Source organism: Paraburkholderia sp. SIMBA_054 (assembly GCF_046534875.1).
GTDB classification, from domain to species: domain Bacteria; phylum Pseudomonadota; class Gammaproteobacteria; order Burkholderiales; family Burkholderiaceae; genus Paraburkholderia; species Paraburkholderia hospita.
This window is the reverse complement of record NZ_JAWRXV010000016.1, coordinates 25,676-51,823: the sequence shown is the minus strand read 5'-3', so window position 1 is coordinate 51,823 and position 26,148 is coordinate 25,676. Positions and strand designations below refer to the sequence as shown.

Sequence of the window (26,148 nt, the reverse complement as noted above, 5' to 3'; positions counted from 1 at the left end):
CTCAGAATCAATGCCCGACAAGCGGCACGAAGCTGACGGGCAGGATCTGTCGGGTGGAAACGGTCCCGTCGTTCGCCTTGCTGATCAGCAGCAGATACTGCGTCAGAAACTGCGCACCTACCGGGATGACTATCCTGCCGCCCGGCTTCAACTGCCTCACGAGAGGAGGGGGGACATGGCTTGCAGCGGCGGTGACGATGATGGCGTCGTAAGGCGCGTGTGCTTCCCACCCGTAATAGCCGTCCCCTAATCTGGCCTCCACCCGCTTGTACGCGAGCCGCTGCAGACGCTCCTGCGCCGCATTGGCCAAAGGCTCGATGATTTCGACCGTATAGACCGCACGCGCGAGGGTCGAGAGGATGGCCGCTTGGTACCCTGAGCCGGTGCCAACCTCCAGTACGACGTCAGTGGGCTTGACCATCATCAGGTCGGTCATCAGCGCGACGATGTACGGCTGCGAAATGGTCTGGCCATAGCCGATGGGAAGCGGCCGGTTCTCATAGGCGTTGCGCTCTTCGCCTGGCGGGACGAACTGGTGGCGAGGCACCAGGTCCATCGCGGCGAGCACGCGCGTATCGATGGCGGGTCTGCCGGTTGCGAGGAAGGTTTCAGTCGTGAGTTCGCCAACTTCTTTGACCATTCTCGCCCGCTGGGGCGCAAAATCGTCGGCCGCGTGAACGCCCGAAGACATCCACACCAATGCGATTGCTGGAATCAGGGTGCGCGGCCAGCGCAGCATGACTGGTTTCACCATGCGATCTCTGTTGCCTGACCTATCGCAATTCTACGCCCGCGCATGCGAGGTCGTGCAGGACGTGTTCGCCCGCCGCGTATCAGGCGCAGCCCCCGAACCCGTCGCCACGTTCTTTGTTCCGCGCGCAATAAACCCCGCGCCCATTCCCGCTGTGCAGCCAACCACCAGAGAGCGCCGGCATGGCTGTGATGCATATAAAACGTAGAGAGGGATCGCCGCAACCGACTTCTGATATTCGGTGCGGGCGGCCTTACAGGGTTGCTGCTACGGATCGTCCATATGCCTTCTTCGGACGACTCGCTGGCTACGCGGTCTGGAACCATGTTTTGCGCCGCTCGGAAAGCGACGCTGCGCATCAGGCTCGGTCAGGCGAAGAACACGAACGGCAGTGTCAGCATCAGGTAAATCGCAAGCCCGGTGGCTGGCAGGCCGGTGGCGATCGCGACTGCCGCGACCGCGCTTCCGATTAGCGCGAGCGCAACCAGCCAGCGTCGGGTAGCTTGCTGAGCGCTGAGGTCTGCGCCTCGGCTAGTATCGACGCGATGTTCGTTGTTCCGCGCCACGCATTTTCGGATGTGCAGGTCAAGCATGGCTATTTCCCTCAAGCTATATTCGTTCCCCCACGGACGCGAGTCTGGTCGTGGCGTCGTACTGGAACGTCAAGAGCGTCTGCGGATGCAATACATGTCGCTGCTCTCATAATAGCCGTTGGCGCATTCGGGAGTAAAAGGGCACCAGCATGGCGATCTGCAATCAGCAAATGCAAGGCCTGTCGAGAAGCAAAGCGGGTTGGGACCCGGTCGGCCCACCTAGGCGATTCCGCGCTGTGTCAGTTGCTGGGTCGCAACAAGGCGGAACTCGCTTGTGCTGCATTTGGTGTCTATTTGGATTAATCCGAGATTGTTCAGCATTAGCGTTTCATTGGCCAATACAAGGCGCCGCCGGAATCGGTCCGGTCGAGACGTCCACGGGAAACCGCCCGCTACTTTGTTTTGCCACTCCGGGGGGCGGAAGAAGGCGAAAGACTTGCCGCGGTTCTGTAGAAAAAGTCGTTGGCCAACCTTGGGATCATTTGTTCTCGGTGATTGTCGGCATGTGCAGCGCGGCTTGTTTCCGTCGCGTGCCCTGAATTCGACCAGATCCGGCTGGGCCGTATCGCCTTATAATATTTATTGAGCGGTCTGGTCGCATGAATATGCCGGGGTATGGCTATGATCAATGCAGATCTTGGGCAACAGCTTGAGGCCTACGTCGCGAAGTTGGTCGAGTCGGGTCGCTATGGCTCGGAAAGCGAGGTTCTGCGCGAAGGCGTAAAGCTCATTCAGGATCGCGAAATGCAGCTCGTCGCGCTGGATGCGGTGATTGAGCGCGGCATTGGCGATTCGGAGGCGGGACGGGGCAACATCGCCGAGGACGTGTTCGACCGGCTTGAAGCAAAATATCATGCAGCGGCGGGCAGCAAGCGATGATTGTCCAGATCCTTCCTGATGCCGAGGCCGATCTTGAGGCCATCGGCGATTACATGGCCCGCGACAACCCCCGTCGCGCCCTGAGTTTCGTGCGGGAGATGCGCGAGAAGTGCATTCGCCTCGCCGACATATACGTCGCATTCCCAATCGTGCCGCGCTACGAAGACCGTGGCGTGCGTCACCGGGTTCACGGCGGCCACCAGATTTTCTATCGTGTTGTTGGCGAGCCTCCCGAACGCGTCGACATCATTCACATCCTGCACAGCGCGCACAATTACGCCGCGGTCCTTTTTCGCTGAATTCGCGCGAGTTGCCCGACGGCGATCCGTTTATTTCCGCAGGTCTGTCTTGTGTTTGAGCGCGAGTACAGACGCCTGCCCGACAAGTCCATACATCGTGCGAGGCTATCTGATTGACCGACGGGCTCCAATGGAGGCGAGCCGGGCTCTTCACATCCGGGCGGCGACGTTCTGCACAAAGGTGACTTTGCCGATCGGCAATACCTCACTGTCCATCGGGAGCCCGAATTCCGACGTCCGTAAGCGTGAAAACGCGCCTCACTTCGCCGCTTCCAGCGGTGCCCACACCGACGGGTTTCCGGATGCCAATGAATTGTCTGCGCACGCAGGCTATGCCGGGTTGCACCACACCTGGAGATTGAACGCCAATACAAAAGACCTGGACTGATTTAGATCTTACGAATTTTCGCGCGCACGCATCGATGGGTGCGACGGGCTACTGCGTCTATCGCGACAAGAGGACGTTTCATACCTGATGGGTTTCCTATTGACGGGTGGGGCGGTGCTGTTCGAACGCCGTCTGGCATGAAACGCAGCGGGCCGTGTAGGGCGCGGCGACAAGGCGCTCATAACCGATCGGGTCGCCGCAATCGACGCATGCCCCGTAGCGGCCGGCGGCGACGCGAGCCAGCGCCGCGTCGATCTGCTGCAGTTCGTCGAATTCGTGCCGCGCGAGCGCAGTGCGCAACTGATCGCTCGCTTTGCGCGATGCGGTCTCGTCGGGATGCGACTCGGGGCCCAGCTCTTCGGGCGGCCGTGCTCCAGCGAGATCGCCGTATTCGCCGCGCAGCGTCGCCAGCAGCTCACGACGGCGCTCGCAGAGCCTTTGTTGTAACAGCCCGAGTTCGGAACAGGTGAGGGTGATCATGGACAAGGCTCGATGTGTTCTGAAACGCCACGCCAACGGGTGGCATCGCGAAGGCGTTCCGTCATGTGCGTACTACCACACAGGCCAAACCAAGCATGCACCCGCCGGGCGGTTAGCACAATGCGACAGTAACGATCCCGTCTGACGATCCTGACTCTCGTCGCTAAAGCCTCACCAATGAAGCTGTGACGGTGGATGGTGAAATGAGTGGCACCCACAATTAAATGTTTTACTCACGCGAGATTTGAGGCAGAAGCGACGCGTCACAGCGGTACGTTGAACGCCTCAAGCGCCTGTGAAACAATGGTTAGAGATCACATATAGCAGGACATAACGTGCATCATGGCCCATGACCAACAGCGCCGCCGGACCGTTCTGCATTTCGCGCTCTATGGCGCGGAAGCCGACCAGTCCAGGGTCGACATGGTGCATTACGAACGCATTCCCCTGCGCGCCGGCCGTTTCGACTTCGACATCAAGCCGCACGTCCACGATGCGCTGATCCAGGTGCTCTACGTCACCGCCGGGGGCGGCGAAACCTTTATCGACGGCAAGACCTGGGCAGTCGAACCGCCATGTCTGATCGTCGTGCCAGCGCGCTCGGTCCACGGCTTTCACTTCCGGAGCGACATCGACGGTCACGTGATCACCGCCGCGCAGTCTGCGCTGGAATCGCTGGCGATGACGGCCGCGCCCGAGTTGCTGGAATTCATCCGCACGCCGACGGTGCTGTCGGTCGATCCCGACGTCGAGCGCGGCACACCTCTGGACACCCTGTTTCAGTCGATCGGGCACGAGGCGGAGAGCCACGAGCGCTGGCAGTTCACCGCAGGCGCAGCACTGACGATCGCCCTGTTCGTCAAGATCGGGCGCCTCAGCGAGAGCGCCCGGCTTTCGGCCAGTTCCGAGCATCGGACAATGGCCGCGCGGATCGAGCGGTTCCGCGCGCTTCTTGACCGCCATTGCCGTGAGCGGCGGCCGGTCGCCAGCTATGCCGACGAGATGGGCGTGTCGACCGGCCAGCTCTCCCGCATCTGCCGCGCCACCTTCGGGGTCTCGGCAATCGAGGCAATCGATGCACGCTCGATCCATGAGGCCAAGCGGCTGCTCGGTTATTCGACGCTCAGTGTGAAGCAGATCGCGAGTGAACTGGGGTTTCAGGACGAGGCCTATTTCGGTCGTTTCTTTCGCAAGCAGACGGGACTCCGGCCAACGGAATACCGCTCTGCGGCTCACGATCGATCCTTGCCACCCGACAAGGGGAGAGCGGGCTGACTCTACCTCGCCCCCGTCATCCGATTCAGGCCGATAAGCCGCCGAGCTTCACGAACAGATGCTCCGGCCCGGAGTTGGTCAGATTGTTGCCCCGCACATACTGGATCGGCCTTGCCGGATCGAACGCTATGTCGCCGACCTTGCGGGCCAGAGCCTTCGTCGCGATCAGTGTCTCCAGCTTGGCGAGCGGCGCGCCAAGGCATTTGTGCATGCCGTTGCCGAAACCCAGGTGGCCGCTGGAATCGCGGTCGATGTCGAATGTCTCACCCTCGGCAAACTTGCGGCTGTCGCGATTTGCGGCCGACAGCAGCAATCGCACCACCGCGCCCTTGGGCAGATCAACGCCCGCGACGGTGGTCGCCTCGGTGGTGATGCGGCTCACGCGCTGGACCGTTCCACGATAGCGCGCCACCTCTTCGACAAAACGGTCAGCGTCGGCGGGGTTTTCGCGGATACGTCCCAGCAGATCCGGCTGTTCGGCGAACATGCGAAAAGCGTTGGCGACAAGGATAGTCGTCGTGTCGTGCCCGGCGATGAAGACGAAGGCGCACAGCTCCTTCGCTTCCTTTTCCGAAAGCAGCCCGTCCTTCCACATGCGCGCGATATGCCCGCCGATCGACTGGCTGTCGGTGAGAACGAGCCGCTCCAGCGCCTGCTTCAGGTAAGCGAAGAAAGCCTGCGCGCTCTGCTCGTCGGTGCCCGTCCCCGGCGCATTGCGGGCGAGGCGCCCGAAGTAGCTAAAGGTCTCGTCCGACCAGAACTTCATCTTCTCCTCATCCTCGTTCGGCACGTCGATCATCGTGGAGATGGTCGAGATGCTGAGCGGGATAGCGAAATCGTTGACGACATCACCGCCGCCTTTGGCAATCATCGCGTCGAGCAGGTCCTCCGCCCTTTGCGCGATCTGCCCGATAAAAGGATCGAGCGCCAGCGGCAGGAAGGACGGCTGGACGACCTTGCGTAACCGCGAATGGTCGGGTGCATCGAACAGCGTCAGGAACGTCAGCGGTGGCGGGCTGACGACCTCGGAGGAAAACAGCTTCGGGTTGCGGATTGCCTGGTAGACGTCGTCATAGCGCGAGAGGAACCACACGTCCGAAGTCGCCGACTGGCACCGCAGCACCGGCGCATGCTCTCGCATCCAGCGGTAGTGCTCGTAGGGGTCGCCTTGCGAGCCGTCATCGACCACCTTGAACGGCTCCAGCCCCTCGGGCCAGTCCAGTTCGTGTGAATAGGGCGGAAGGGTGCTGGACGTGAACGGGCAGACCTGCGGCGCGCTCTCCGGCACAGCAGACAGGAGAGAGGGGGGCGCTGCGACCATGGGTGTCGTCTTGACCATCGCCATATGCTCCAGCGCCCGGCTCATCGTGGCCCTGGAATGGAGCGCATGCAGCGCGATCACGTCGCGCGCCGCGTTCAGGTCGCCCAGTTCGAAGGCAGCGACGATGTCCCGGTGCTGCTGGACGATATCGCCGACGATCTCGATCTGGTCGGTCAGTGCGCGAGCGATGTAGTCCTGCACGGTCAGTTGCCGGTAGAGCGCGATCAGCTGGGCGTTTCCGGAAGCTTCGATCGTGAACATGTGGAAAGCGTGGTTTGCCTCGATGTAGCGAGGAACATCGGTAAAGCGCCGCCCGGACACGAACTGCGCCGTCGCCTCGGCGAGCTGGCGGAAGATGATCAATTGCTCGCTCGACAGCCGGCCCATGGTCAACTGAGCTGCCCCCAGTTCGAGAACCATGCGCAGGTCGAAGGCTTCATCGACATCAACAGGAGCAATGCGCTCCTCGCCGGTCTGGACCACCAGGCCGGTGCCGGCGAACTTCTCGTAGTAGAAATTGCGCGGCGTCAGCCCTTCGGACGAGACGAAGCTGCGTACCGCATCAACCATCGGCGGCGGGCCGCAGAGGTAGACGTCCGCATCGCCACCGTTGAGCTGGGAGGCGCTGATGTGGTGGGTCACATAGCCCTTGTTGGGATGGGCGCTGTCGGGGCTGGCCACGGTGCAGGCATAGGTGAAGTTCGGCAGCCGCTGCGCATAGATTTCAAGCCGGTCGATGCCAACCAGATCAGCATCGCTGTTCACACCCAGGATCATGTGGATCGGATACGGGCTGCCGCCGTCTTCGACGATCTTGTCCAGCATCGAGAGGAACGGCGCGAGACCCGTGCCACCCGCCAGAAACAGCACCGGCCGTTCAATCGGGCGCAGGTAGAAGCTTCCCATCGGGCCGCGAAACTCGATTGGGTCGCCTGCCTTGGCGGTTTCGCAGAGCCAGGTCGACATCATCCCTTGACGCACATTGCGCACAAGGAAGGACAGGTGCGGCTCGGACGGCCCGGAGCTAAAGGAGTAGGACCGTGTCTGATCGGTGCCGGGCACCCGGATGTTGACATACTGCCCAGGAAGGAAGCTGAGATCTGCGCGGTTCTCGAGTTCGACCGAGAAGGCGATCGTGGTGTCTGACGCTCGATGGCAGGCGACGATCCGTCCGCGGTGGGAGCATGGGCCGGTACCCGAGACATCGGAGTTCGTGGCGATCTGGATCACGCAGTCGGAACGTGGGCTCATCTGGCAGGTGAGAACCTTGCGGGCGGTCGCCTCCTCCGGGCTAAGCGCGTCTTCGACGCAGTCGCCCAGAACGTACTCGCCGGACTCGCAGATCGCCTTGCAGGTGCCGCACACACCATCACGGCAATCGAGTGGAATATTGATCCTGGCGCGAATGGCGGCATCGGTGACGCGCTCGCCCTCCTCGCATTCGATGAAGCGGGTCACTCCGTCCTCAAAACGGAGGGTTATCTGATGGGCCATGGCGGTGTCTCCTCTAGAGCCGCCCGAACATGCCGCTCCGCTGGCGGTATGTTCGAGGGCGGGCGCGCGAGGTAGCCTTGTTTCTCGCAAGCGCCCGGTGGGTTTGGTGACACCAATTTAGAGCCTGAGGGGCGTTCCCCTCAATGGACAGAGACGACGTTCACCCGGACAAAACGTGCATGGTGATGGATGCCGGATGACCGCAGTAACCTGGGGTTCTGTCGCAGTAACGCGGTCCGCTATGATGTGCGGAACGACACGAACGACTGAAAGCTCGATGAAGACGTTGAATCCGGCGGTGGCCCGAGTGCTCAAGCGCCTGCATTATCCGCTCGACGTGATCCTGACTTGCGTGCGCTGGTACGTGGCCTATCCGCTGAGCCTGCGGCACCTCGAAGACATGATGGCTGAGCGCGGCGCTTCGGTCGATCATTCGACTGTGCACCGCTGGGCTATCAAGCTGTTGCCGGCGCTGGAGAAAACGTTTCGCGGTCGCAAGCGGCCGGTTGGCAAGAGCTGGCGGATGGACGAAACATACATCCGCGTCAAGGCCGAATGGCGGTATCTTTACCGGTCCGTCGACAAGGACGGCAACACCATCGACTTTCTGCTACGCGCTCATCGGGACAAGACTGCTGCCCGGCGTTACTTTGAGAAATCGATCGTCTGGAACCGTGCTCTCGAGACGGTGACCATCGACAAAAGCGGCGCCAATCTCGCCGCGCTCGAAGCGATCAATGCCGATTGTGAAGCTCCCATCAAGATCCGTCAGTCCAAATATCTGAATAACGTGGTCGAGCAGGACCATCGGGCGATCAAACGACGAACGCGGCCGATGCTGGGGTTCAAGACATTTCGCTGTGCCCGGATCATTCTTTCCGGCATTGAGGTTATGCACATGATCGCGAAAGGACAGATGAAGTGCGCTCGCGGAACCCATCCGTCCGCCGCTGATCAATTCTACGACCTCGCAATATAAGAAGTACTTCGTGGGTGGTCTCATAACGAAGGCAGTTATTAGGTATCCTTCTGCAACTGTATCGACGCGGATATACAGCTAAGAGGCTATCGATTGTAAATCGCATGCGATCTAATTGCGTGCGTTGTTTGATAGATAATGTATTTGTCCGCGCGCCCGACGACCTCAGTTTTCCTGCACGCAGCGGGCAATTCAGGGACGTGTCTTGACTCGTCGTCTTGGGCTCTTGTACACATTCTGCTGCTGTCTTCATCTCGGGCAACGTATCGTATCCCTTATGTACGTGCGACTGTTGCTTTCTGGAGCGTCAGTACATACTCGGAGCGCGCGTGCGTCAGATCGTGAAAGGTGCTCGCAACAACTATGGCCTCCTCGCGGGATGGTTGGGAACATCTCTCCTGTCACCTCGCATCGCGCAAACAGCAGGAATCGCTCTCGTGCGCTTACCGGTTTATACGATCCATCTCCATCGCTTCGGTGAATCCCGGTCAAGTCGCAGATGCTCTGCGATTGGGTGGCGACGATGTGTCCGAATTCCTCCGGAAAGTCTGCGGGCACCCGAATCGCAATTTCGCGTCTGATGTTGAGTTCTCCAATAACCTGTTTCAAAGCAAAGTAGCCGGCCACCGCAATGATTAGAGCAGCACCGAGCGCAAGTAACTTCGGATAGCCCCATATTCTGAATGGCTCCCGACTCTTCAACCTCTTAATTAAGTGTTGCACGTCGCTTTCCCACTTTGTGTGCGACAGCTCTACTGCCTGGAGGAAGCTGAGTTCTTTCAAGTCGCTGGGCAGGTTCGCGTCGGATGGTGTTTCCGCGCCATGCACTAATACCGGGATAACCGTAACCTTGCCACGCAGCGCTGACGCAATTTCGAAGCGCACATAGTCGTCGGGGTCGTTCAGCCGTCGCCGTCCCTCGTGATCGGTCGCGGTTACCCAATCGCGTCCAATCACGGCCAAGAGGATGTCGCAGGAGGCAATTGTTTTTTCAATTGAACTGCGGAAGTTAATACCGGGCTGAATGGTTGCAACATCCATGAACACCTTCCGCCTTCCGAATTCCTTGCTTAGATCCTGGAAGAGGCGTCCGGCTTCGCCATTGCTGTAGCCGCGCCGGTAGCTAATGAAAGTTCGAAGCATAACTCTCTCCCGGGAAGTTTCTCCTAGCCTGATGTCAGGCCGATGTAGATAAACGACAACACGTCACTGAAATTGTTCGGCGAACGCTTTTCATTTCGCACACGTCGCTTGATGACGCATTCATCCAAGCATCAACGGCCGAACACGGGGGAGCTGAGGGCAAATCGATCTTAGACATCTGCTGAGAATTCTTTTACGATCCTTTTTATCACGGCGCCAAAACTGGTGGGGCAGAAAATTACGAGCGCATAGTTGGACTTGCTCTGTTGGCCTCGGTCAAAGTTCTAGTTATCTGGTCCCAGAATGCTGCGCAGTCGCGATACGTCCAAGCGGAGATGTTATTCGCGACGGAAGAACAAAAGCAGTTGACGGCGTTTGTTCGGCCTGACGCACCTCCGTTTTCTTATAACGGCCGACACGCGATCGACGCGGACTCACTTCGTTAACTGCTTAAATCATGGAAACGGCGCTAAGTACTACGTCTGATTTTGATTGCATAAAATATCCGACAGACTGGGGAAAATATCGTCAACGTCCGATATCGATACAGCAAAGACTCTTCACGATATTACGAGGGAAACGCCCTCGTGACGACGATAAACAAGTACGGGAAGACGTTAAGGCAATGCTGATCAAGTCCACCACTCATGCCTGTCATGCGTTATAGCGTGGACCATGCAACGGTAAAAGCAAAAACGATGAAGCAACTGACACTTGCGATGGCGGTCGATCAATGCGCGGGATTCGGAGCGCAGCGCAAACCTACGCGACGCGAAGCGTTTCTCGATGAGATGAACAGGCTCGTGCCGTGGGCTGAACTGTGCGCGGTGGTCGAGCCGTATTACCCGAAACGCGGCAGCGGTCGCCCGCCGATCGCGCTGGAACGCATGTTGCGGATTTACTTTGTCCAGCACTGGTTCAACCTCGCCGACCTTGCGTGCGAGGAGGCGCTGTACGACAGCCTCAGCCTGCGCCGTTTTGTGGGCATTGACCTGGGCAACGAAACCGTTCCAGACGCGACGACGCTGCTCAAATTCCGACACCTGCTTGAAGAGCACGAGCTGGGCGAGCGAATCTTCGCCGAGGTGGGTCGCGTGTTGCAGGCGCGCGGAGCGAAGCTCAAGAGTGGCACGATTGTAGACGCCACGCTGATTGGCGCACCCTCTTCGACGAAGAACAGGGAGAAAGCACGGGACCCTGAAATGCATCAGACGCGCAAGGGCCAGCAGTGGTATTTCGGCATGAAACTTCATATCGGCGTGGATAGCCAAAGTGGGCTCGCGCATAGCGCGGTCGTCACGGCTGCCAACGTGCACGACAAGCATCCGCTGCCACAGCTTCTGCATGGGCAGGAACAGCGGGTCTATGGCGACAGCGCGTATGCGAGCCAGAAAGCGCTGATCCAGGGCAAGGCCCCGAAGGCGCATGACTTCACGAACAAACGCACGCGGCGCAAGGACAGCGTCGATGAAGTGGCGCGCCGCAAGAACCGCAACAAGTCGAAGATTCGCGCCCGCGTCGAACATGTGTTCGCCGTGGTCAAGCGGCTGTGGGGTTTCACGAAGGTTCGTTATCGAGGTCTGGCGAAGAACGCCAATCGCGCCTTTGTTTCGCTCGCGCTGGCGAACCTTTACATGTCGCGAGGCCGATTTACAGCACAGGTGCGCCCGTAATGGGCGAAACACGGGCGAAAGGCCCGCGCAAAGCGCCTGCGGCGCGACAAAAGGAACCGGAATGACCATCTTCATTGGTGATTCGGAAAGTTTACGCATATGCCATCACAACCAGTTGCGTTTACACGGCTTGATCAGCATTGCCTTAATCGAAAAGATAGCAGCTAACTGCTGAATAAGCTGACCCCGCGAGGTGCGCAGCCTCAACTGATCATCCGTGCAGGGCAAAGCAACGAATGCGTTGTAACGTCCGATCCGCGGCGAACTGTGAGCGTGGATGGACGCTCGGTGACCTACTGGAGCCGGGCACTTACGATTTACGAAATCTCAACGGACGACTTCGCGACGCGAGACGACCATTGGGAAGCCCAACAGCGATCAAACCAACTCATTCCTCCGGCACCCCGGCCTTGCGCATTCCGTCATAGAGACGCTTGCGCCGGGCCAGGAAGCCCGGGTTGTTACTGGGCGCGAGGTCGCGGAACTTGGCGACGCTGAAAGTGGGATCGACCCGCCGCCCGGCAGCGCATGCCTCCGCTGCTTCAACCTCGCGGTTCGCAAGCGCCAACGCTGCTGCCAGGAAGAAATGATTGAGGTTGTGGTTCGGATGGAGTTCAACCGCTTTCTGTAGCGGTTCAACTGCGTCATCGACCCGGCCCAAGTAGAGGTCAGCTGCTCCAAGGTAAAAGTACCAGTGCCACAACTGAGGATCACGAGGGCTGAGGCGGATCGCTTCGACAAGATGAGCCTCCGTCTCCGCGGGACGCCCAAGAACCAGTTTCATGAAGCCAGCATAGGCATGGGCCAACGCCAGGTTTTGATCCAGCACAATGGCAAGCTCGCACTCGCGCAGCGCGCGCTCCGGCGCGCGCATGCGAAGTAACGCCGTAGCCCGCGCGTAGTGCGCTAATGCGTTGTTGGGCGCCGTCCGCAGCGCCTTCGCGGTAGCCGCGTCAACGGCACGGATCTGCTCGCTCACGAGCTCAATGCCTATCATGCGGGCAAGCCTGGCGGTAATCTCGTCCTGCATGTCGAAGAGATCGGCGCGCAGCTTGTCGAAACGCTCGGCCCAAAGATGCGCCCCAGTTCCGGCGTCGATCAGCTGTGCGTTGACGCGGATGCGACTGCCGATGCTCTGTACGCTACCTTCCATCACATACCGCACGCCAAGCTCGCGCCCGATCTGCCGTGCATCAACGGGCTTGCCCTTGTAGGTGAGGGCTGAATTGTGGGCGATGACGAACGCCCCAGGGATGCGCGACAGGTCGGTGGTCAGGCTCTCGGTGACGCCGTCGACGAAATATTCCTGCTCCGGATTGCCGCCTAGATTGGCGAAGGGCAAGACCACGATGGAAAGGCGTGGCGGACCTGATTTTCCCGATGCAGAGGCCAGCCGCCCGAGCGCCGAGGCTTCCATGCCGGTCTTGACCGAATAGACCCGTACCGGCCGCGCAATGTTCTTGAGGTCGCTGTCGCCGAGGTCGGTGAACTCTTCCTTCAGGCGGTCGCGCACTTGGCGGTATGCGTCGTCGGAAAGGCAGATACCGCCTGGCTCAGCGATGCCTTCGAGGCGCGCGGCGATATTCACGCCGTCACCGAGCAGGTCGCCATCGGGTTGCACCATTACGTCCCCGAGGTGAATTCCGATACGGAACTCGATTCGCTTCTCAGGCACAAAATCGGCATTGCGCATCGCCAGGCCCCGCTGGACCTCGATGGAACAGCGCACAGCATCCACCACGCTTGCGAACTCGACCAGAATCCCATCGCCAGTCGTCTTGACGATGCGGCCGCGATAGACCTCAATCGCCGGACCGATCAGCTCAGCGCGGAGCGCGCGGAGGCGACGCATCGTGCCTTCCTCGTCCGCGCCGCTCAATCGCGAATAACCTGCGATATCACCCGCGAGGATCGCCGCTAGTTTGCGCTCTATGTGCTCCGATGCCATGCGGGTTCCCCCGGCCTTTCAGTCGCGATCAATCAACCGTCACAGCGGAATTCCGCTTTGATCGCATCGACCAGTTCTCAATCCAAGGTCTTTCAGCGAGGAATCAAAGATGATGTTGATCGGTGTCGGGTCCTCCCCGGCCACCCGAACCAGGTCGTCGACCATCTACAGCGCGACGTCTGCGGCGTGCCGACCCGTCATGGGCACGGAGACGGGCGGTCGGGCTGTCAACGACGCCCGGTGCCACATCTCGTTACAGAGTAGGTGAGATTGCGGGACTGCGCTAATAGCGCGGTGCTCACGAGTCACATGGTGCACACCGCTGCGATATCGGATCGCTCGCGGGACCCGGATTCGGGTGGTTCAAAGAAGGGACGCGACAATTATCAGAGAAACGTAGTCGACGCTCAAACAACTGCTTCAATATGGTCGACGGACAGCGAGCGGAGCATTTCAGCAGGCCGCTGTGGGTCGACAAGGAGCATTCGACTATTTCGATAGCGGTCATTGGCGGCCGTCGAATTTGATTGATCTCCAATGACCGCAATGGCCGCCGAACTGCTGTCCCTGAGAAACCGGCCGGGGATGACCGGACCACTCAGTTACCTGCCGTTGAACCCTGACGGCGACCGACGGCAGTGGGTCAACACCTTCTTCGCCGGCAGCCAGGAGTACGGAATATACGGGCAGTGTGCGCTCGCGGCCTGTCCCGCGCGCGCAGCGGCGCCAGCGGGCCGGGCAGGCTCAGGTACAACGGGGGCAGGGTGGTAACGATGCCTGCTCCCACTGGCGGGAGCTGCGTCGCCCGAACCGCCTGAAGGGGAACGGGCCCGACGCTCGTAAAGGACGTTCCACGGGGTTGGCCCTGTTCAAAACCCCCCTGTAAGTTTTTGATTTTATTAGGATGCAAATGGGCGTTTTTGCCCCCCAAGGAGCGGTGCGGTAACTCCTGTATGTCATTGAATTAGCGAGATTTTTCGACATTTTCTGGGTATTGTCACTTCGATAGGGTGCATCGACCGGAAACCCTTGTCCGGCTTGGGCTGCTGGGCGATACCAGCCGACACTGGTTGATTGAACAGGCAGCGAGAACTGGTTCCGCGATCTCGACGTACATGGCCTCGTGCGCGAAACAAGGGTTTTGAACGATAGTAGGCCACTGCATCTCAGTCATGCGCACGAGCACCACGCACGGCCAACAGTCATGCCGTGCGACGTCGCTGCCGTGAGCTATCCATGGTCGGCAGGGATTCGGTTCTCGCCGTCGACGAGGACCCGGTGCCCCCAATCGGGGCGATCTGCCTGGGCGAATGTGTGCAGGCGTCGAGATCGTATGGCAAGAGATCGCCGATGGCGCGCTGGACGATTGGCGTCGGGTGAATAGGGCTTGGGCATTCACCTGGCTGTGCGCGCCGTGTGGATTGTGCAGAATTCCAACATCAGGAGGGATGCGATGAGCCGACTGCGTTGTTGCGCTCCGGCCGCATGCGCCATGCTGGTGATCGTCGTCACCGGATGCGCTGCGCGATCGTCCGAGCTGCTCGCGAGTCGGGTGAGCGTCGGCATGTCCGGGCAGGAAGTTGTGCAGGCCGTCGGACAGCCTGATTCGGAAGCGCAGGCGGATGGGATTCGGTGCTTCGAATACGACTTCGGACGAGCTGCCTCGCAGACGCACTCGGTGTATTTCGACGCCCATCAGCGCGTGGTTGAAGTGGACGGTGAGGCCTGCGACCTCTCGACCATGCAGCGGCTCGCGGCGCACTGAGAATATCCAGCAATGCAAAACTGCAGCGAACCTGTTTGGAGAAACCACTCAGGAAAATTTCGAGTGCGACCTGAAGCTTGACTGCGCCTCCCCATGCGTGTGCCAAGGAAGCGATCGCCTGGTGCGAATCTGCGGAAGACTGCTGGAAGTCACTCATGCCAAACAGTCGTCGGCGGGCAGCGCACGGGTCGGACTGCGCCTCCCGCATTCGGCAGCGTCCGGCCACATACCCGTGGCGAACTCGTCATCGGCCATATTGTCGAAGTAACGTGGCTGGAGTTCACCCTCATGAAGCCCTTTTGCTCCGCAGTTGCCCTCGTCGTGCTCACTGCCGGCTGCGCGTCGACATGGCCACCCGCCAATAATCAGGTCTCCCAGCAAATTCCTGCCCACACAAATACCTACATCCCTTGCGCCAACCACAGTGCGACGCGCAGCGACTCCATGTCAAAGCCACCAGTGCTCAGCGTTGGTGTCAGCTATTCCGATACGCAATTAATTCTGCCCTGGTTCCTCACTGACATCATCAGCGCAGTTAACGATCCCTAGTCTGTTCGGTGAACTGCTGAAATGTGATTGGGAGCGGCTTCTGACGACGTTGTTTGGGGCTGGCAGCGAGATCGGAGAATATCCAAGTGCGGCCACGACGGGTCATTCGACTCTGGCCATTGACTGACCGTTGTGCTCCCTCGTCACAGAGGGTCAAGCGGCGCTTCGCCTGCCCCACACGGCAATATTGCCGCCGCCGAAGGCCCAAAGATCAGGCGATTTCAGGAGTTGTAGCGCCTGTTCGAGCCGGGGCAGAGGCAGTGCGGACGCCGCGAGCATTTGATCGCGCATCTGCACGGCAGTCAGCTCGAAGAATTCCGCGGCCGGCGAACCGCCCTGGATCACGGGAAACTCTCCTTCGCCGCCAACCTGCTCGAGTCCCATGGCCGCCACGGTCTCGGGAAGGATGCGTGCCCAGAAGCAGTCTCGACCAGACGCTTTTACAACGGTGTTGACGAGGGCCACCATGAATTCGCGGAACACGGCGGACGATGACGCATGCACTGGGAAAAAATCGACTTCCTCCAGTAACAGCCATCCGGAAGGGCGAAGTGCGTCGATCATCCGGCGAATCGCGCGTTCGGGTTCGCGCAGATGGTGGAGTATCCATCGCGCATGGATGAAATCGAATGCCGAACTTGGAAGCTCAGACTTGAGGATGTCATGTTGCTGGACTTCGAGGTTCGGAAGACGGATCTGATCGAGCAATGTGGTGTTGATATCGGTTGCCACTACGCTGCCGGTCTGCCCCACTTGCTCGCATAACCATTTCGCGATCGAGCCGCTTCCAGCCGCAACCTCGAGGCAACGCGCCCCATGACCCACTCCGAGCATTTTGATACGACGCTGGGTCATCGGGTCGAGCATTTGCTCCAGCAGCGCCAGACGGCGATTGGCATGCCTCCAGGAGTTATCCAATGCATAGTCAGGCATGAATGCCTCGCACGTTGTTTAGCGGTAGGACGCAACCTCCCGGACACGACCATGCCGGTCTGGCTGCCAGGATCCTTCATCCACTTGCATTTTTGACTTGACGATCAACAGAATAGGTAACTTACGAAATGCATACGAGCTCAAGCCACGCAATATGTGGGGAATCGAACATTTACGTGAGGTGAAACGACCATGCCAACTATTTCACGGATGTAGAAATAGTGAGGCCGTCCAAGTGAGTCCGCCGAGAAAGAATCCTCGGCCGAAATCCATGAGAGATTCCTCGAGAGTGAACGCGTCACAGCGAATCACTGCGGTAATGATCGGCGAAGACTCGGTAGGATAGGATCAATGGGACAGTGATGATCTGAGGGAGCCGGACAGGTAGAGCGCGAACGGCGCCTATCGGCGGACGAGAATGTCCCTTGAGGGTCGCTATGCAAAGCTTTACATAGCGGCCACTATGCGTAGGTCACCATAAATCCACCGATAAGCAAACAGTGTAGGAATACTAATCAAATGTCAATAATCAATCCATGATGATCCTTTGCGGGATCAGGTGCAGCGGACCACGCTGCAGCATTCAAATTCAGCCCCGCGATGGTCAGACGCCGTTCAAATGAGCAGATAGATCGCGACGAGTGCCGCTGCACCGGCCCAGGTCTTGATCATTTCCACAGCTCACCTGCCAGGATCGCAAGACACAGGAACCAGCCGCAACCGATACCGACGAACATCACAGCTGCGAGCAAGGCCGTGCGCATGAGTCCGATCGCAAGCGGCGAGCAGGGCGTTATCACAGGCAACGCGCTCAATCACGTGAGCCGATGAGTTTGGTTGACTGTGCGGTTTGCAACAGATGCACTCGATGCGCGCTGGAAAAATACACGGTTGCCGCGTTCCGACTTTTCCCGCTGCACTCAAAGCGTCGAGACAGAAAATGAAAGTAACCAGCAAGGTTGTGCGAGGCATCACCGGGGAGCTGATCGTGTGCACCTACCGACGCAAAACGATCAACGTCATCATTCGTCAGGGCACGACTCTCAGAGACGCCTCGGCCCTCGGCGACATCGAATCGGAACTGGACATCCACTGCGGACTGGTGGATGACATTAACGCTGTCGCCGAACTTATTTCCGAGCCGCTGCTCAGGGCGAAGTCGGGCGACCTTGTAATCCTGCTTTGTCCGGACGAAAAGACGCGTCAGGCGGTCCTTGCCGTGCTCGGCGTGGATGGCTTGGCGCGGAAATCCGATGTCCATTAGGGGCAAGCGATCCATCACAGACCCCGCGTGAAGTAGTCCGCTGCACCTGTTCTGGAGACTTCGATCCATACCTATCCGTTTCGCGACGTCGTGTGGGTCGAAGATCTCGGCAAGCGTCCTCGCCAGTTCGAAGTGCTCGGGTTCCTCGTTGAGGGTGATCTCATCAACGGCGGCGGAGCTGTCATCTCTCAGCGCGATCGGCTGCTCCAGGCATGCGAAACGGCTGGTGGCCAGACGTTGGTGCATCCGACGCTCGGCACGATCCAGAGCGTGTGCTGCCCGGGTATTGACAGCATCGAGCGGCGCAATCTCGGGCGCGCGTTCGAGATTTGGCTGACGCTGACCATCTCGGGTAATCGGCTCTTCCCGACCACTACGGTATCGACCGCTGCTGCGAGCACGGGCGCAGCGAGCAAAACCGGTATTCAGGCGCTGGCCGACTTAAGTGAAAAGCTCGCCCGCGTCGATCGCGGCGGGCGCGGCAGTGGTGCAGCAAGCAGTCTCGACTGCGGTTGGCCCGTATCAAATTGGCGTCACGGCCGTCAACGATGTGAAGCGCATCATCGGCGCCGTATCGATGCTCGCTGGCAATTTCGTGCGTCTGTTCGGCGGCGGCAATAGCGGCACACGGGCAGCAACACGCAGGTGCAATCGACCACGAAGGCTTCTGAACTGTTGTCAGCATCGTCAGCGGCGCGTGCATCGGTCATGATGGCGGGTGTCGCACTGCAAGCGGCTGCTGCAAACCCATCCGATTCGGCGACGCTCATCGAATTGGTGCTCTCGGCCATGAAGGGGCGTTCGTCCGGCGCGTCGCTCGGACTTTCGGGCGGCGGCTGTGCTCACCAATCGGCGCTTCGATCGTCGAAGACGAGGGCGCTCTTTTTTCGGTCATGGCAGTCCGGTATCGGTTTCGTGCGGGATCGTCAACGCGAATACGCAAGATTTATCAGCGCGCCTCGTCATCGTGGGACGACAATGGCAGCTCTAATTAGCTGAGGGTACGCGGGCCGATATGCGGCTCTTATCACCTAGCGTTAAGCGTGAAAACCCAATTCATAGCTAGTCGACTCAGCAGAAAGCTGAGCGAAAAGGCGAGGAACTCGGTAAACCAGATTTGCCGATAATGGGTGCAGTATTGATAGCCTTAAAACCGGCGTGGATATCAGGAGCGTCGTTCCCGGAATCCGTTTTTCTGGCAGCCTAATTAAACTTGAAATGGTGTTAGCTATGCGATATATCGATATCGATCAGTTTATTGGCCTGCACAATGGCGTACATATGCGAGCGAATGCCAACCAACTTTGGATCGCGTTGCGTTAAAAGCGTATTAAATCGAATTGATTGTATGGAAATCGGCAGGCTGTAGCCAGACGAATCTTGGTCAACCAGACCGTTGCAGTGGATAGGCTAAATTAATTGGCGATCCGAAATACGTCCCCGTCTAATGGATGTCCCGCGCAAGTCGTCTCTGTCACCTTCAACGCCAGGAGTCCGATATGAACCAGGCTGCCGTTGAGAACATCGTCAAGGCAATTGCCGCTGACACCCTCGCTCCGATGGAGATGGTATTAAGGCTGTACCAGGAGGCATGGGCCGAGTACAGCAAGGAAGCGCGAATTTTGGACTATGTGGCTCTGTTCGCTGAGAGGCGTGTGCGGCAGAGCTTGCGAAGTGGGCACAATTTCAACTGAGCTGGTGCCGGAGAGCGTATTCCTTAAGTAATTGCATATTAATTCGACTTGCCGGGGTGCATGCGCCTTGATGTGAATCTGTCGATTCGATAAGTTCAGCCTTTACGAACTTATATGGGAATCTCGTCTGCATGCAATTTGATTATGAAGTTTTTCGGGAAATCAGAATTGATGTTGACGGCGTCAGTCGCCTTGGGATGCCGGTTGGCCAATATCGGGTTTCCGAGATTAATCGAAGCCCGCAGTTTTCCGGTCGGTGCAAATGCGGTGATGAAGAATCGGTCAATATTCATATGGTGGTCCATGGGGTTTGGATGGCTGCCGTCTTTTAGGTCTTGAGTCGTCACTTGATATCGTCACGCCGCGCAGCGCACGGCGAAGCTGATCGTGCGGCGAGACGTACGATCGACCGGCACGCCGACTGCAGAACAACGTGTTGCGCTTATGATGTCGCCTCGCCGGAAGAGAGGAGCGACGTCTGCGCTCTTGCCATCTGCAATTAGCCGATGGCTCAATGCATGCGCGAAAGCACGAGTAACGTCACTGTGACGGTTAGCGCTCCGCCAATACGCGTGGCGATCTGAGCGAACGGCATCAGACTCATGCGATTGGAAGGGGTGAGAATCGCCACGTCGCCCCTCTTTGGATTTCTTTGTTGTCCCGTCACCGTTTGCGGCAAGCGGCGATAGAACCTTGGGTGCGGCCCCGGGCCTCCGAAGCTTTGGCGGGTGTCGCGTGGCCGAGCTTTTCCCTGGAACTGCGCGCTCACAGAAAGCGCGCCGTTCCCGATGCGCAGTTCATCCGAGTTGAAAGACGTCTAGCTTGGCACGGTGCCCGGGGATTCCGGGGGTGAAAGTCCGAGAAACGTCAAACTGAGACAGTCGGACGGAGTGGCTCATTGTGCGGCGAACGCCTGACCCATCTGGCGAGCCTGCTCGACCTCGTCACTCTGCAGGCAGATCGAAGTTACGCGAGAGAAGAATGGCGTAGGTCGCCGCGCACAATCGTTGGTTCCGCCCCCGCGCGAGCGTTGCATGATGTACCGCACCCCTTGCGAACTGGCACGCCGCAGATTCTCGTCTGCAACCGGGATGGTCGGCGCGCGACAATATCGGCCTATTGCCGGAAGAAGCGTCGCATGACGACAAACCGAAACGGGTGTTTCTCGGGCGCACAGTGCCGGCGTTGCATAGCGTGAAACTTCATGGTTCCGGTCCGGGGTTCCGGTATTCCCGTGTGTCGCTTACGCTGCCGACCTTGCTCGCGTGCCGTTGGTGACGTAGATTTTTATTGGGAGATGCATCAGGCGGGAGGGACTGCCATGGAACTGAGCGTAGAACGCGTCGATGTTTGGGCTGCTACCATCGAGGACAAACCGGGCGGGCTGGCGCAGGCATTAAGCGCTTTGCGGGATGCTGGCGCAGACTTGCAGTTCGTCGTCGCACGTCGCACGCCGGAAGCATCGGGCAAGGGGGTCGTGTTTGTCGCACCGTTGCAGGGGGAACAGGAGATCCGTGCCGCGACACAGGTGGGCTTCAACGTTACCCCGAGCCTTCACTCCGTCCGTGTAATGGGCCTGGACCAACTGGGGATCATCGCACAGTTGACCCGGATGTCGGCAGATGGGGGGATCAACCTCCGCGGCGTTTCCGCCGCTGTACTTGGCACACAGTTCATTGCTTATATCGCGGTCGACTCGTTAGATGATGCCGAACAGGCAATCGACATACTACAGAGGGCCTGAAGGGCGGGTGCCGGACCGGGAACTGCCTTGTTCTATGCTTCAACACGACAGGCTGCGCGGCCGTGCGCGCACGTGAGCGCGAAGCGGCCGGGTCTCAGTCCGGCCGAGGCCGTGTGGAAACGACTTTTTCGCGTTAAGGCGAGTTTGCTTGGCCTGCTCGAGCGTGTTTTGTAGACCGGGCGATGTTCCCGACATCACCGATCGCAAGACGACCCCTCAGGGCCTCAGCTTCCAGCCATCCTCATCGCCTTCATCGTCCTCGCAACCCCAAGTATATTCATGACTCGCTTAAGATTGTAGGCCAGTACCTGGAGACTCATTTCGGTACTCACCCGCCCAAGCGTCCGCGTCAGGAAGTGCGTGGAACCCATCCAGTGCTTGAGCGTTCCGAAGACATGCTCGACAGTACTTCTGCGTACGGTCATTGCCTCAGGACTCCGGTCCAACCGACGCTGCATAGCTTCCAGTACATGTTCGTGCTCCCATCGTCGGATGCGGCGATAGTCGCTGGGCGAACAGCGCGCCTTGAGAGGGCAGCGCGGGCAAGCGCTGGGCCAGTACACTCGCAGATTCATTTCATTTTCGACGGTGTTAAATCGATGAATGGCGCGTTCGCCGGCTGGGCATCGATACACGTCGTCTTTTGCGACGTAGACGAAGTCGCGCTTTGTAAAGAGGCCCTTCTTCCTCGACGCCGAGGTCAGTGGTTTGGGGACATACGCTGTGATGCCGGCCAGATCGCACGAGCGGATCTCAGGACCGCTGTAGTAGCCTCGATCAGCCAGCACCTTCAGTCCTGGTTTGCCCATCGCCTCCTTCGCTGACACGGCCATCTTGCTGAGTTGACCACGATCGTTTCCGACGTTGGTCACCTCGTGCTCGACAATCAGATGATGCTTCGTGTCCACGACAGTCTGAACGTTGTAGCCGACCGTTCCGGTTCTCCTGCCATCACTGGTCATGGAACGGGAATCCTGATCCGTGAGTGACAACTGTTTGTCGGGCTGGTTCTTCAACTGCGCTCTGATCTGCTCGAGTTCACGCATCTGCTGGCGCAAACGGGCGATCTTCTCGTAAAGCCGCACAGTCTTCACATCGAAACCAATTGGACTGGTTCGGTCTGCGGTTTCAATCGCGTCGAGGTATCGCTGAACGCTTTCCTCAATCTGCTGCTGACGCTTATCGATCTTGCCCGCCGTGTAATTCCTGTCCCGGCTGTTCACAGCCTTGAACTTGCTGCCGTCGATGGCCACCGTATCGGCAGATAGCAGTTTCAGACCGCGGCATAGTTCGACGAAACGCCGGCATACGTTCCGTATCGCCGCGCCGTTGTCGCGGCGATCGTCTTGAAGTCTGGTGCCAGACGTCCTGTCAGCCACATCATTTCGATATTGCGCTGGCATTCGCGCTCAAGACGCCGACTGGAAGGTACCCGGTTCAGGTAGCCGTAAATGTAGACCTTGAGCATCACGCCCGGGTGGTAGGACGGGCGCCCCGTGACAGCCGGCGTAGCGCCGTTGAAACCAAGTTCCGCAAGGTCCAGTTCGTCGACGAAGACATCTATGATTCTGACCGGATTGTCCTGTCCTATGTAATCGTCGACGCATTCGGGAAGTAGTGCGACCTGTTTGCGGTCATCGCCTTCAACGAATCGCTTCATGAGTCACCCGGTATCAATGAGTTGATTCAGTTTAGGCGATGAGTGCGTTTTCACACAGGCTCGGCCATGAAGAGACAATCGATGGAGCATCCCGCGTGACGGAAGAACCTCGCAGAACGGACACTCAAACCAGTGTGGACATGGCTCCGCCGAACAGCAGTTGGCCCGCAAAAAGATGGATCAATTAATGAGATCGCACCTGCCGAACCGGCGTAGCAAATCGATGTTCACACGAACCAGATCTCGGAATAAAAGTGACAACGCTCAGACACTTGAAGACGTAGGAATGCCGCGCGGGAACGAGAGGGTTTTGTCCTCAACGTTCACCGAGGGGACGATGGACCGCCGATGCGAAAAATGATCGAGGAGCAAGTCGCGGACATCGCTATCAAGATTTGAAAGCAGTGCAGGCGTGCGATGCGTGAGACGTCCTGAATGGAAAGCGCTTTAGTCGGCCTCTTTGCATGTCAGCGGTGTAACCGGTTCAGACAATGTGCTGGTAGGTATCGTCAATGTCCATTGGTTCGCGACGCACTGTCGCGATATCCGCTAACGGTTGGATCAAGTGAGGTGCTAGCGCCGGAACATACGCATTTTGGAGCGCTGGAACCTATACCCTCCTTGCAGGCAGCGGTTTGGCCGAGCGGACAACTTACGTTACATATTTGGTCTTCATTCTGGTTCGTCGCAGCGCACTCCGACTGCGCTGAAACGGACTGCGAAAGGGTCCCCAAACACATTAGGGCCATCAAGACAAGCGCACGCTTAGAGGCGGTTCGCCGCATTTCGCCCTCGTTGGGTTACAAACTGAGAACCTTTAGTTTCCTGATCGACAAGGCTCTGAATTTGCGTGAGCAGAAGGGGCTCCGCTGCATCCTGCTCTTCACAAGAATAGTGCACTGTCCCCTCCCTCGCCAAATGGACGTCGCAGGCTAGGAACCAAGCGTTCTCGGCGGGTTTCCGTAACGCGGTTAGCTTCCGTAGATGGGAGCGACGCGTCGTGAGGCAACTCCTCTTATTAACACTACGCGAAACCGCCGGCAATCGGGTTGCAAGCTTGTTGCGATGGACAGCGACCGTCCATCGGTGGAAAAGCCGCCGGTACAAACGATCGCTCGACCTTTGCGTCGGTTGGCAGCTATGTGACACACAACGGTCGCTGACCAAACCACCAGTCAACGTCGACTCTGGCCGAACCGCTGAACTCGAGAAGCCGGCCGGGGATGACCGGACCACTCAGTTACCTGCCGTTGAACCCTGACAGCGCGACCGGCGGCACTGGTCAACAACTTCTTCGCTGGCTGCCAGGAGACGGGATACGGGCAGTGTGCGCTGGCTGCCTGGCCCGCGCGCGCAGTGGCGCCAGCGGGCCGGGCAGGCTCAGGCACAACGGGGGAAGGGGGTAACGATGGCTGCCCGATCCGCCTGAAGGGGAATGGGCCCGACGCTCCGTAAGGGACGGTCCGCAGCGTTGGCCCTGTTCAAAACCCCCATGTAAGTTTTTGATTTTAATAGGATGCAAATGGGCGTTTTTGCCCCTTAAGGAGCGGCGCGGTAACTCCTGTATGTCATTGAGTTCCCGAGATTTTTCGACATTTTCTGGGTATTGTCACTTCGGTAGGGCGCATCGGCCGGAAACCCTTGTCCGGCTTGGGCTGTTGGGCGATACCAGCCGACGCTGGTTGATTGAACAGTCAGCGAGAACAGGTTCCGCAATGTCGACGTACATGGCATCGCCCCGAGCCAAAGTTGGGTGCAGCTCTGATAGCCCGCAAAAGAGGCTTCGATACTGGGCATACGAATCGTTCACCAGCTCAGCGAGCACGTCGATTGCATGCCCAAACATGACCGTGCCCGTGCCCGTGCCCGAAACAGGGTTTTTGAACGTAAATAGGCCCGATAGTTCGCGTTCAAGCAAATCGCCAGAAAGCTGACGCGGCGCATTTCAACCCCCGCTCTGTAGAAGGTTCATCGAGGTGTTTTCGGCCATCCAACGTCGCTTGCCTGCATTGTCGGTCGGACATCCCAGCGTCCGCAACGCTGACTAAGCCAGTCGTGCGACAAACGCGGCAAGGATTTTCATCCACGAGCCACCCGGGCGCGTTGGGCAGTATCCGCGTGATGCTCAAGGTGGTCTCGATGCGGACGCAAAGCCGAATCCTGCGGGAGACGGAGTGCGCGCCCGCGAAGACCGTCGTATTCAGTGGCTCTCGGTTGTCCCGCCACCTCTACGCACATAGTGACGGGATCGATCAATCAAACAGTGTATGGATGGTGAAACACAGGCTAGACATTCGTCACTAACGAAGACCGACTGATGTACGTCACGCCAGGCAGCTTTGGGTACGGTTCATCGACTGCGGTCTGGCAGCGGGAAAAAGCCGCGAATATAAGCGGTTACCAATCACTCCCTTTTTAGCCGGTCTTGACGTCGCATCCTACGGGCAGTGGACGTCGTGCGATTCGCTCCGCCTCCACGCGTTTGAGACCAAACGCCTGCAACACAATTGCCGCGGTGCGCTCGGCGAACTTCTCCTCGCTGGATCGAAGCGCCTTTCGCGCGCGAACCGTTCGCTTCGCTGAGGCGGCTAAGTGCAGTTCAGCAGCAATTCCCGCGAGGATGGTGCCGATAACGGAGATGAGGCACATGAGCTGGTCTGCGACAACAAAGCGCCTCTCTGAAATTCCCCTCTCGCTATCCCGCAGCAGTCGCTGACCGAGACCCCTGCTTAACGCACGCGATGAAAACCCTTCGCGTATCAGGAGTTGCCCCCACACCGGCTCCCGGTAGGCGCGCATAAGCGTATGACGCACGCAGACAGCGATCACTTCTGCGGGATCGGACAGGTCGCCGGCGAGGCGATCGAGCGCATTCGCGAATTCCTCAGACAGCCACTCGAGAAGCGCAACGAAGATCCCTTCCTTCGATTCGAAGTGGTTGTAAAACGAGCCGAACCCGACGTCAGCGGCTTCCGTGATCTCGTTGATGGTTACGCCGTCCATGCCCTTTTGCGTCACTAGCCCGAACGCAGCGTCGAGCATGCGGTCTCGCGTCTCGCGCTTTCGTCGGGCACCGCGCGTATGACGCTCATTGTCCGTCTCCCGGGGCGCTATCAGTGCCGCGAGGTCATGTCGACGGCTCGCGCGCGGGTTCTGGACATCCGGCATGTTGGCTCCTCATTTATCGTACGGTTCGATTTCTGGAATTTAACGTCATGATTGACAATAATATCAGTTATGGGTTTAATGTCACATGTTCAGCTAGACAAACGGAAGAGTAGGGAATCGGACGGGGCAGGAGATCCCGGTAGGCGCT

Annotated in this window: 20 protein-coding genes and 3 pseudogenes; 12 read left to right on the top strand and 11 right to left on the bottom strand. The window is 58.8% G+C overall.

The window, feature by feature from the left end:
* Positions 1-7 precede the first annotated feature (7 nt).
* Both SB822_RS20525 and SB822_RS20520 read right to left on the bottom strand, forming a co-directional pair.
* Positions 8-754, bottom strand: coding sequence for a protein-L-isoaspartate(D-aspartate) O-methyltransferase (locus SB822_RS20525; protein ID WP_410855478.1), 747 nt, complete (start codon positions 752-754; stop codon positions 8-10).
* Between the two features lie 365 nt (positions 755-1,119).
* The gene (locus SB822_RS20520; RefSeq protein WP_410855477.1) at positions 1,120-1,344 is read right to left on the bottom strand and encodes a hypothetical protein; all 225 of its coding nucleotides are present in this window, start codon (positions 1,342-1,344) and stop codon (positions 1,120-1,122) included.
* Positions 1,345-1,965: 621 nt separating this feature from the next.
* Here SB822_RS20520 and SB822_RS20515 point away from each other — a divergent pair.
* The 3 genes from SB822_RS20515 to SB822_RS20505 all read left to right on the top strand — a co-directional run bounded on the left by SB822_RS20515 (position 1,966) and on the right by SB822_RS20505 (position 2,910).
* The gene (locus tag SB822_RS20515) at positions 1,966-2,223 is read left to right on the top strand and encodes a type II toxin-antitoxin system ParD family antitoxin (RefSeq protein ID WP_410855476.1); all 258 of its coding nucleotides are present in this window, start codon (positions 1,966-1,968) and stop codon (positions 2,221-2,223) included.
* A complete protein-coding gene (locus tag SB822_RS20510; protein ID WP_410855475.1) occupies positions 2,220-2,522 on the top strand; it encodes a type II toxin-antitoxin system RelE/ParE family toxin in 303 nt (100 codons plus the stop codon). Before SB822_RS20515 ends, SB822_RS20510 begins: the two co-directional genes overlap by 4 nt.
* Before the next feature lie 130 nt (positions 2,523-2,652).
* Positions 2,653-2,910: a hypothetical protein gene (locus SB822_RS20505; protein WP_410855474.1), complete on the top strand. Its 258-nt coding sequence runs from the start codon at positions 2,653-2,655 to the stop codon at positions 2,908-2,910.
* 96 nt (positions 2,911-3,006) lie between these two features.
* On the opposite strand, the gene SB822_RS20500 is transcribed toward SB822_RS20505, so the two are convergent.
* Positions 3,007-3,390: a TraR/DksA family transcriptional regulator gene (locus SB822_RS20500; protein ID WP_410855473.1), complete on the bottom strand. Its 384-nt coding sequence runs from the start codon at positions 3,388-3,390 to the stop codon at positions 3,007-3,009.
* Positions 3,391-3,732: 342 nt separating this feature from the next.
* Between SB822_RS20500 and SB822_RS20495 the strand changes: the two genes are divergently transcribed.
* Positions 3,733-4,665 carry a helix-turn-helix domain-containing protein gene (locus SB822_RS20495; protein WP_410855472.1) on the top strand — a complete coding sequence of 311 codons (933 nt, stop codon included), beginning with the start codon at positions 3,733-3,735 and terminating at the stop codon, positions 4,663-4,665.
* Between the two features lie 25 nt (positions 4,666-4,690).
* On the opposite strand, the gene benC is transcribed toward SB822_RS20495, so the two are convergent.
* A complete protein-coding gene (benC, locus tag SB822_RS20490) occupies positions 4,691-7,480 on the bottom strand; it encodes a benzoate 1,2-dioxygenase electron transfer component BenC (protein WP_410855471.1) in 2,790 nt (929 codons plus the stop codon).
* A gap of 277 nt (positions 7,481-7,757) precedes the next feature.
* Here benC and SB822_RS20485 point away from each other — a divergent pair, with 277 nt between their 5' ends.
* Positions 7,758-8,459, top strand: coding sequence for an IS6 family transposase (locus SB822_RS20485; protein WP_410855470.1), 702 nt, complete (start codon positions 7,758-7,760; stop codon positions 8,457-8,459).
* Positions 8,460-8,708: 249 nt separating this feature from the next.
* Here SB822_RS20485 and SB822_RS20480 read toward each other — a convergent pair whose 3' ends face one another.
* Positions 8,709-9,602, bottom strand: a complete 894-nt coding sequence (locus tag SB822_RS20480) for a toll/interleukin-1 receptor domain-containing protein (protein ID WP_410855469.1) — start codon at positions 9,600-9,602, stop codon at positions 8,709-8,711.
* Positions 9,603-10,300: 698 nt separating this feature from the next.
* Between SB822_RS20480 and SB822_RS20475 the strand changes: the two genes are divergently transcribed.
* A complete protein-coding gene (locus SB822_RS20475) occupies positions 10,301-11,275 on the top strand; it encodes an IS5 family transposase (protein ID WP_410855468.1) in 975 nt (324 codons plus the stop codon).
* Positions 11,276-11,663: 388 nt separating this feature from the next.
* Here the strand turns inward: SB822_RS20475 and SB822_RS20470 are convergent, their stop codons facing one another.
* A complete protein-coding gene (locus SB822_RS20470; RefSeq protein ID WP_410855467.1) occupies positions 11,664-13,223 on the bottom strand; it encodes an adenylate/guanylate cyclase domain-containing protein in 1,560 nt (519 codons plus the stop codon).
* A gap of 1,387 nt (positions 13,224-14,610) precedes the next feature.
* Between SB822_RS20470 and SB822_RS20465 the strand changes: the two genes are divergently transcribed.
* Together SB822_RS20465 and SB822_RS20460 are read left to right on the top strand one after the other, a co-directional pair.
* Positions 14,611-14,988, top strand: a complete 378-nt coding sequence (locus SB822_RS20465) for a hypothetical protein (protein WP_410855466.1) — start codon at positions 14,611-14,613, stop codon at positions 14,986-14,988.
* Between the two features lie 288 nt (positions 14,989-15,276).
* Positions 15,277-15,537: a hypothetical protein gene (locus tag SB822_RS20460; RefSeq protein WP_410855465.1), complete on the top strand. Its 261-nt coding sequence runs from the start codon at positions 15,277-15,279 to the stop codon at positions 15,535-15,537.
* Positions 15,538-15,690: 153 nt separating this feature from the next.
* Here the strand turns inward: SB822_RS20460 and SB822_RS20455 are convergent, their stop codons facing one another.
* Complete coding sequence (locus tag SB822_RS20455) at positions 15,691-16,470, bottom strand: class I SAM-dependent methyltransferase (protein WP_410855464.1); 780 nt, start codon at positions 16,468-16,470, stop codon at positions 15,691-15,693.
* A 940-nt stretch (positions 16,471-17,410) separates the two neighbouring features.
* Here SB822_RS20455 and SB822_RS20450 point away from each other — a divergent pair.
* From SB822_RS20450 to SB822_RS20440, 3 genes are all read left to right on the top strand, one after another.
* Entirely contained in the window at positions 17,411-17,734 is a 324-nt protein-coding gene (locus tag SB822_RS20450) for a hypothetical protein (protein ID WP_410855463.1), read from the top strand.
* A gap of 51 nt (positions 17,735-17,785) precedes the next feature.
* Positions 17,786-18,355 (top strand): DNA circularization N-terminal domain-containing protein, encoded by a 570-nt coding sequence (locus SB822_RS20445; protein WP_410855552.1) that lies wholly within the window; start codon positions 17,786-17,788, stop codon positions 18,353-18,355.
* Between the two features lie 878 nt (positions 18,356-19,233).
* Complete coding sequence (locus SB822_RS20440; protein ID WP_410855462.1) at positions 19,234-19,428, top strand: DUF3562 domain-containing protein; 195 nt, start codon at positions 19,234-19,236, stop codon at positions 19,426-19,428.
* A gap of 193 nt (positions 19,429-19,621) precedes the next feature.
* On the opposite strand, the pseudogene SB822_RS20435 reads toward SB822_RS20440, so the two are convergent.
* Positions 19,622-19,721, bottom strand: a pseudogene (locus SB822_RS20435) (ABC transporter substrate-binding protein); the annotation flags it as partial.
* Between the two features lie 218 nt (positions 19,722-19,939).
* Positions 19,940-20,065: pseudogene (locus SB822_RS20430) on the bottom strand (2-hydroxycarboxylate transporter family protein); the annotation flags it as partial.
* Positions 20,066-20,749: 684 nt separating this feature from the next.
* Between SB822_RS20430 and SB822_RS20425 the strand changes: the two are divergent.
* Entirely contained in the window at positions 20,750-21,172 is a 423-nt protein-coding gene (locus SB822_RS20425; protein WP_410855461.1) for an ACT domain-containing protein, read from the top strand.
* A gap of 224 nt (positions 21,173-21,396) precedes the next feature.
* On the opposite strand, the pseudogene SB822_RS20420 reads toward SB822_RS20425, so the two are convergent.
* Both SB822_RS20420 and SB822_RS20415 read right to left on the bottom strand, forming a co-directional pair.
* Positions 21,397-22,832 (bottom strand): annotated as a pseudogene (locus SB822_RS20420) (IS1182 family transposase).
* Between the two features lie 2,415 nt (positions 22,833-25,247).
* Positions 25,248-26,000 (bottom strand): TetR/AcrR family transcriptional regulator, encoded by a 753-nt coding sequence (locus tag SB822_RS20415; RefSeq protein ID WP_410855460.1) that lies wholly within the window; start codon positions 25,998-26,000, stop codon positions 25,248-25,250.
* Positions 26,001-26,148 lie beyond the last annotated feature (148 nt).

What these genes read in the sequence shown, in the direction of transcription:
- SB822_RS20425 (WP_410855461.1), top strand. Translation starts at nt 20,750, where the DNA reads ATGGAACTGAGCGTAGAACGCGTCGATGTTTGGGCTGCTACCATCGAG.
- SB822_RS20485 (WP_410855470.1), top strand. Translation starts at nt 7,758, where the DNA reads ATGAAGACGTTGAATCCGGCGGTGGCCCGAGTGCTCAAGCGCCTGCAT.
- benC (WP_410855471.1), bottom strand. Translation starts at nt 7,480, where the DNA reads ATGGCCCATCAGATAACCCTCCGTTTTGAGGACGGAGTGACCCGCTTC.
- SB822_RS20500 (WP_410855473.1), bottom strand. Translation starts at nt 3,390, where the DNA reads ATGATCACCCTCACCTGTTCCGAACTCGGGCTGTTACAACAAAGGCTC.
- SB822_RS20455 (WP_410855464.1), bottom strand. Translation starts at nt 16,470, where the DNA reads ATGCCTGACTATGCATTGGATAACTCCTGGAGGCATGCCAATCGCCGT.
- SB822_RS20460 (WP_410855465.1), top strand. Translation starts at nt 15,277, where the DNA reads ATGAAGCCCTTTTGCTCCGCAGTTGCCCTCGTCGTGCTCACTGCCGGC.
- SB822_RS20520 (WP_410855477.1), bottom strand. Translation starts at nt 1,344, where the DNA reads ATGCTTGACCTGCACATCCGAAAATGCGTGGCGCGGAACAACGAACAT.
- SB822_RS20470 (WP_410855467.1), bottom strand. Translation starts at nt 13,223, where the DNA reads ATGGCATCGGAGCACATAGAGCGCAAACTAGCGGCGATCCTCGCGGGT.
- SB822_RS20510 (WP_410855475.1), top strand. Translation starts at nt 2,220, where the DNA reads ATGATTGTCCAGATCCTTCCTGATGCCGAGGCCGATCTTGAGGCCATC.
- SB822_RS20480 (WP_410855469.1), bottom strand. Translation starts at nt 9,602, where the DNA reads ATGCTTCGAACTTTCATTAGCTACCGGCGCGGCTACAGCAATGGCGAA.
- SB822_RS20525 (WP_410855478.1), bottom strand. Translation starts at nt 754, where the DNA reads ATGGTGAAACCAGTCATGCTGCGCTGGCCGCGCACCCTGATTCCAGCA.
- SB822_RS20515 (WP_410855476.1), top strand. Translation starts at nt 1,966, where the DNA reads ATGATCAATGCAGATCTTGGGCAACAGCTTGAGGCCTACGTCGCGAAG.
- SB822_RS20415 (WP_410855460.1), bottom strand. Translation starts at nt 26,000, where the DNA reads ATGCCGGATGTCCAGAACCCGCGCGCGAGCCGTCGACATGACCTCGCG.
- SB822_RS20475 (WP_410855468.1), top strand. Translation starts at nt 10,301, where the DNA reads ATGAAGCAACTGACACTTGCGATGGCGGTCGATCAATGCGCGGGATTC.
- SB822_RS20505 (WP_410855474.1), top strand. Translation starts at nt 2,653, where the DNA reads ATGGAGGCGAGCCGGGCTCTTCACATCCGGGCGGCGACGTTCTGCACA.
- SB822_RS20440 (WP_410855462.1), top strand. Translation starts at nt 19,234, where the DNA reads ATGAACCAGGCTGCCGTTGAGAACATCGTCAAGGCAATTGCCGCTGAC.
- SB822_RS20450 (WP_410855463.1), top strand. Translation starts at nt 17,411, where the DNA reads ATGAAAGTAACCAGCAAGGTTGTGCGAGGCATCACCGGGGAGCTGATC.
- SB822_RS20495 (WP_410855472.1), top strand. Translation starts at nt 3,733, where the DNA reads ATGGCCCATGACCAACAGCGCCGCCGGACCGTTCTGCATTTCGCGCTC.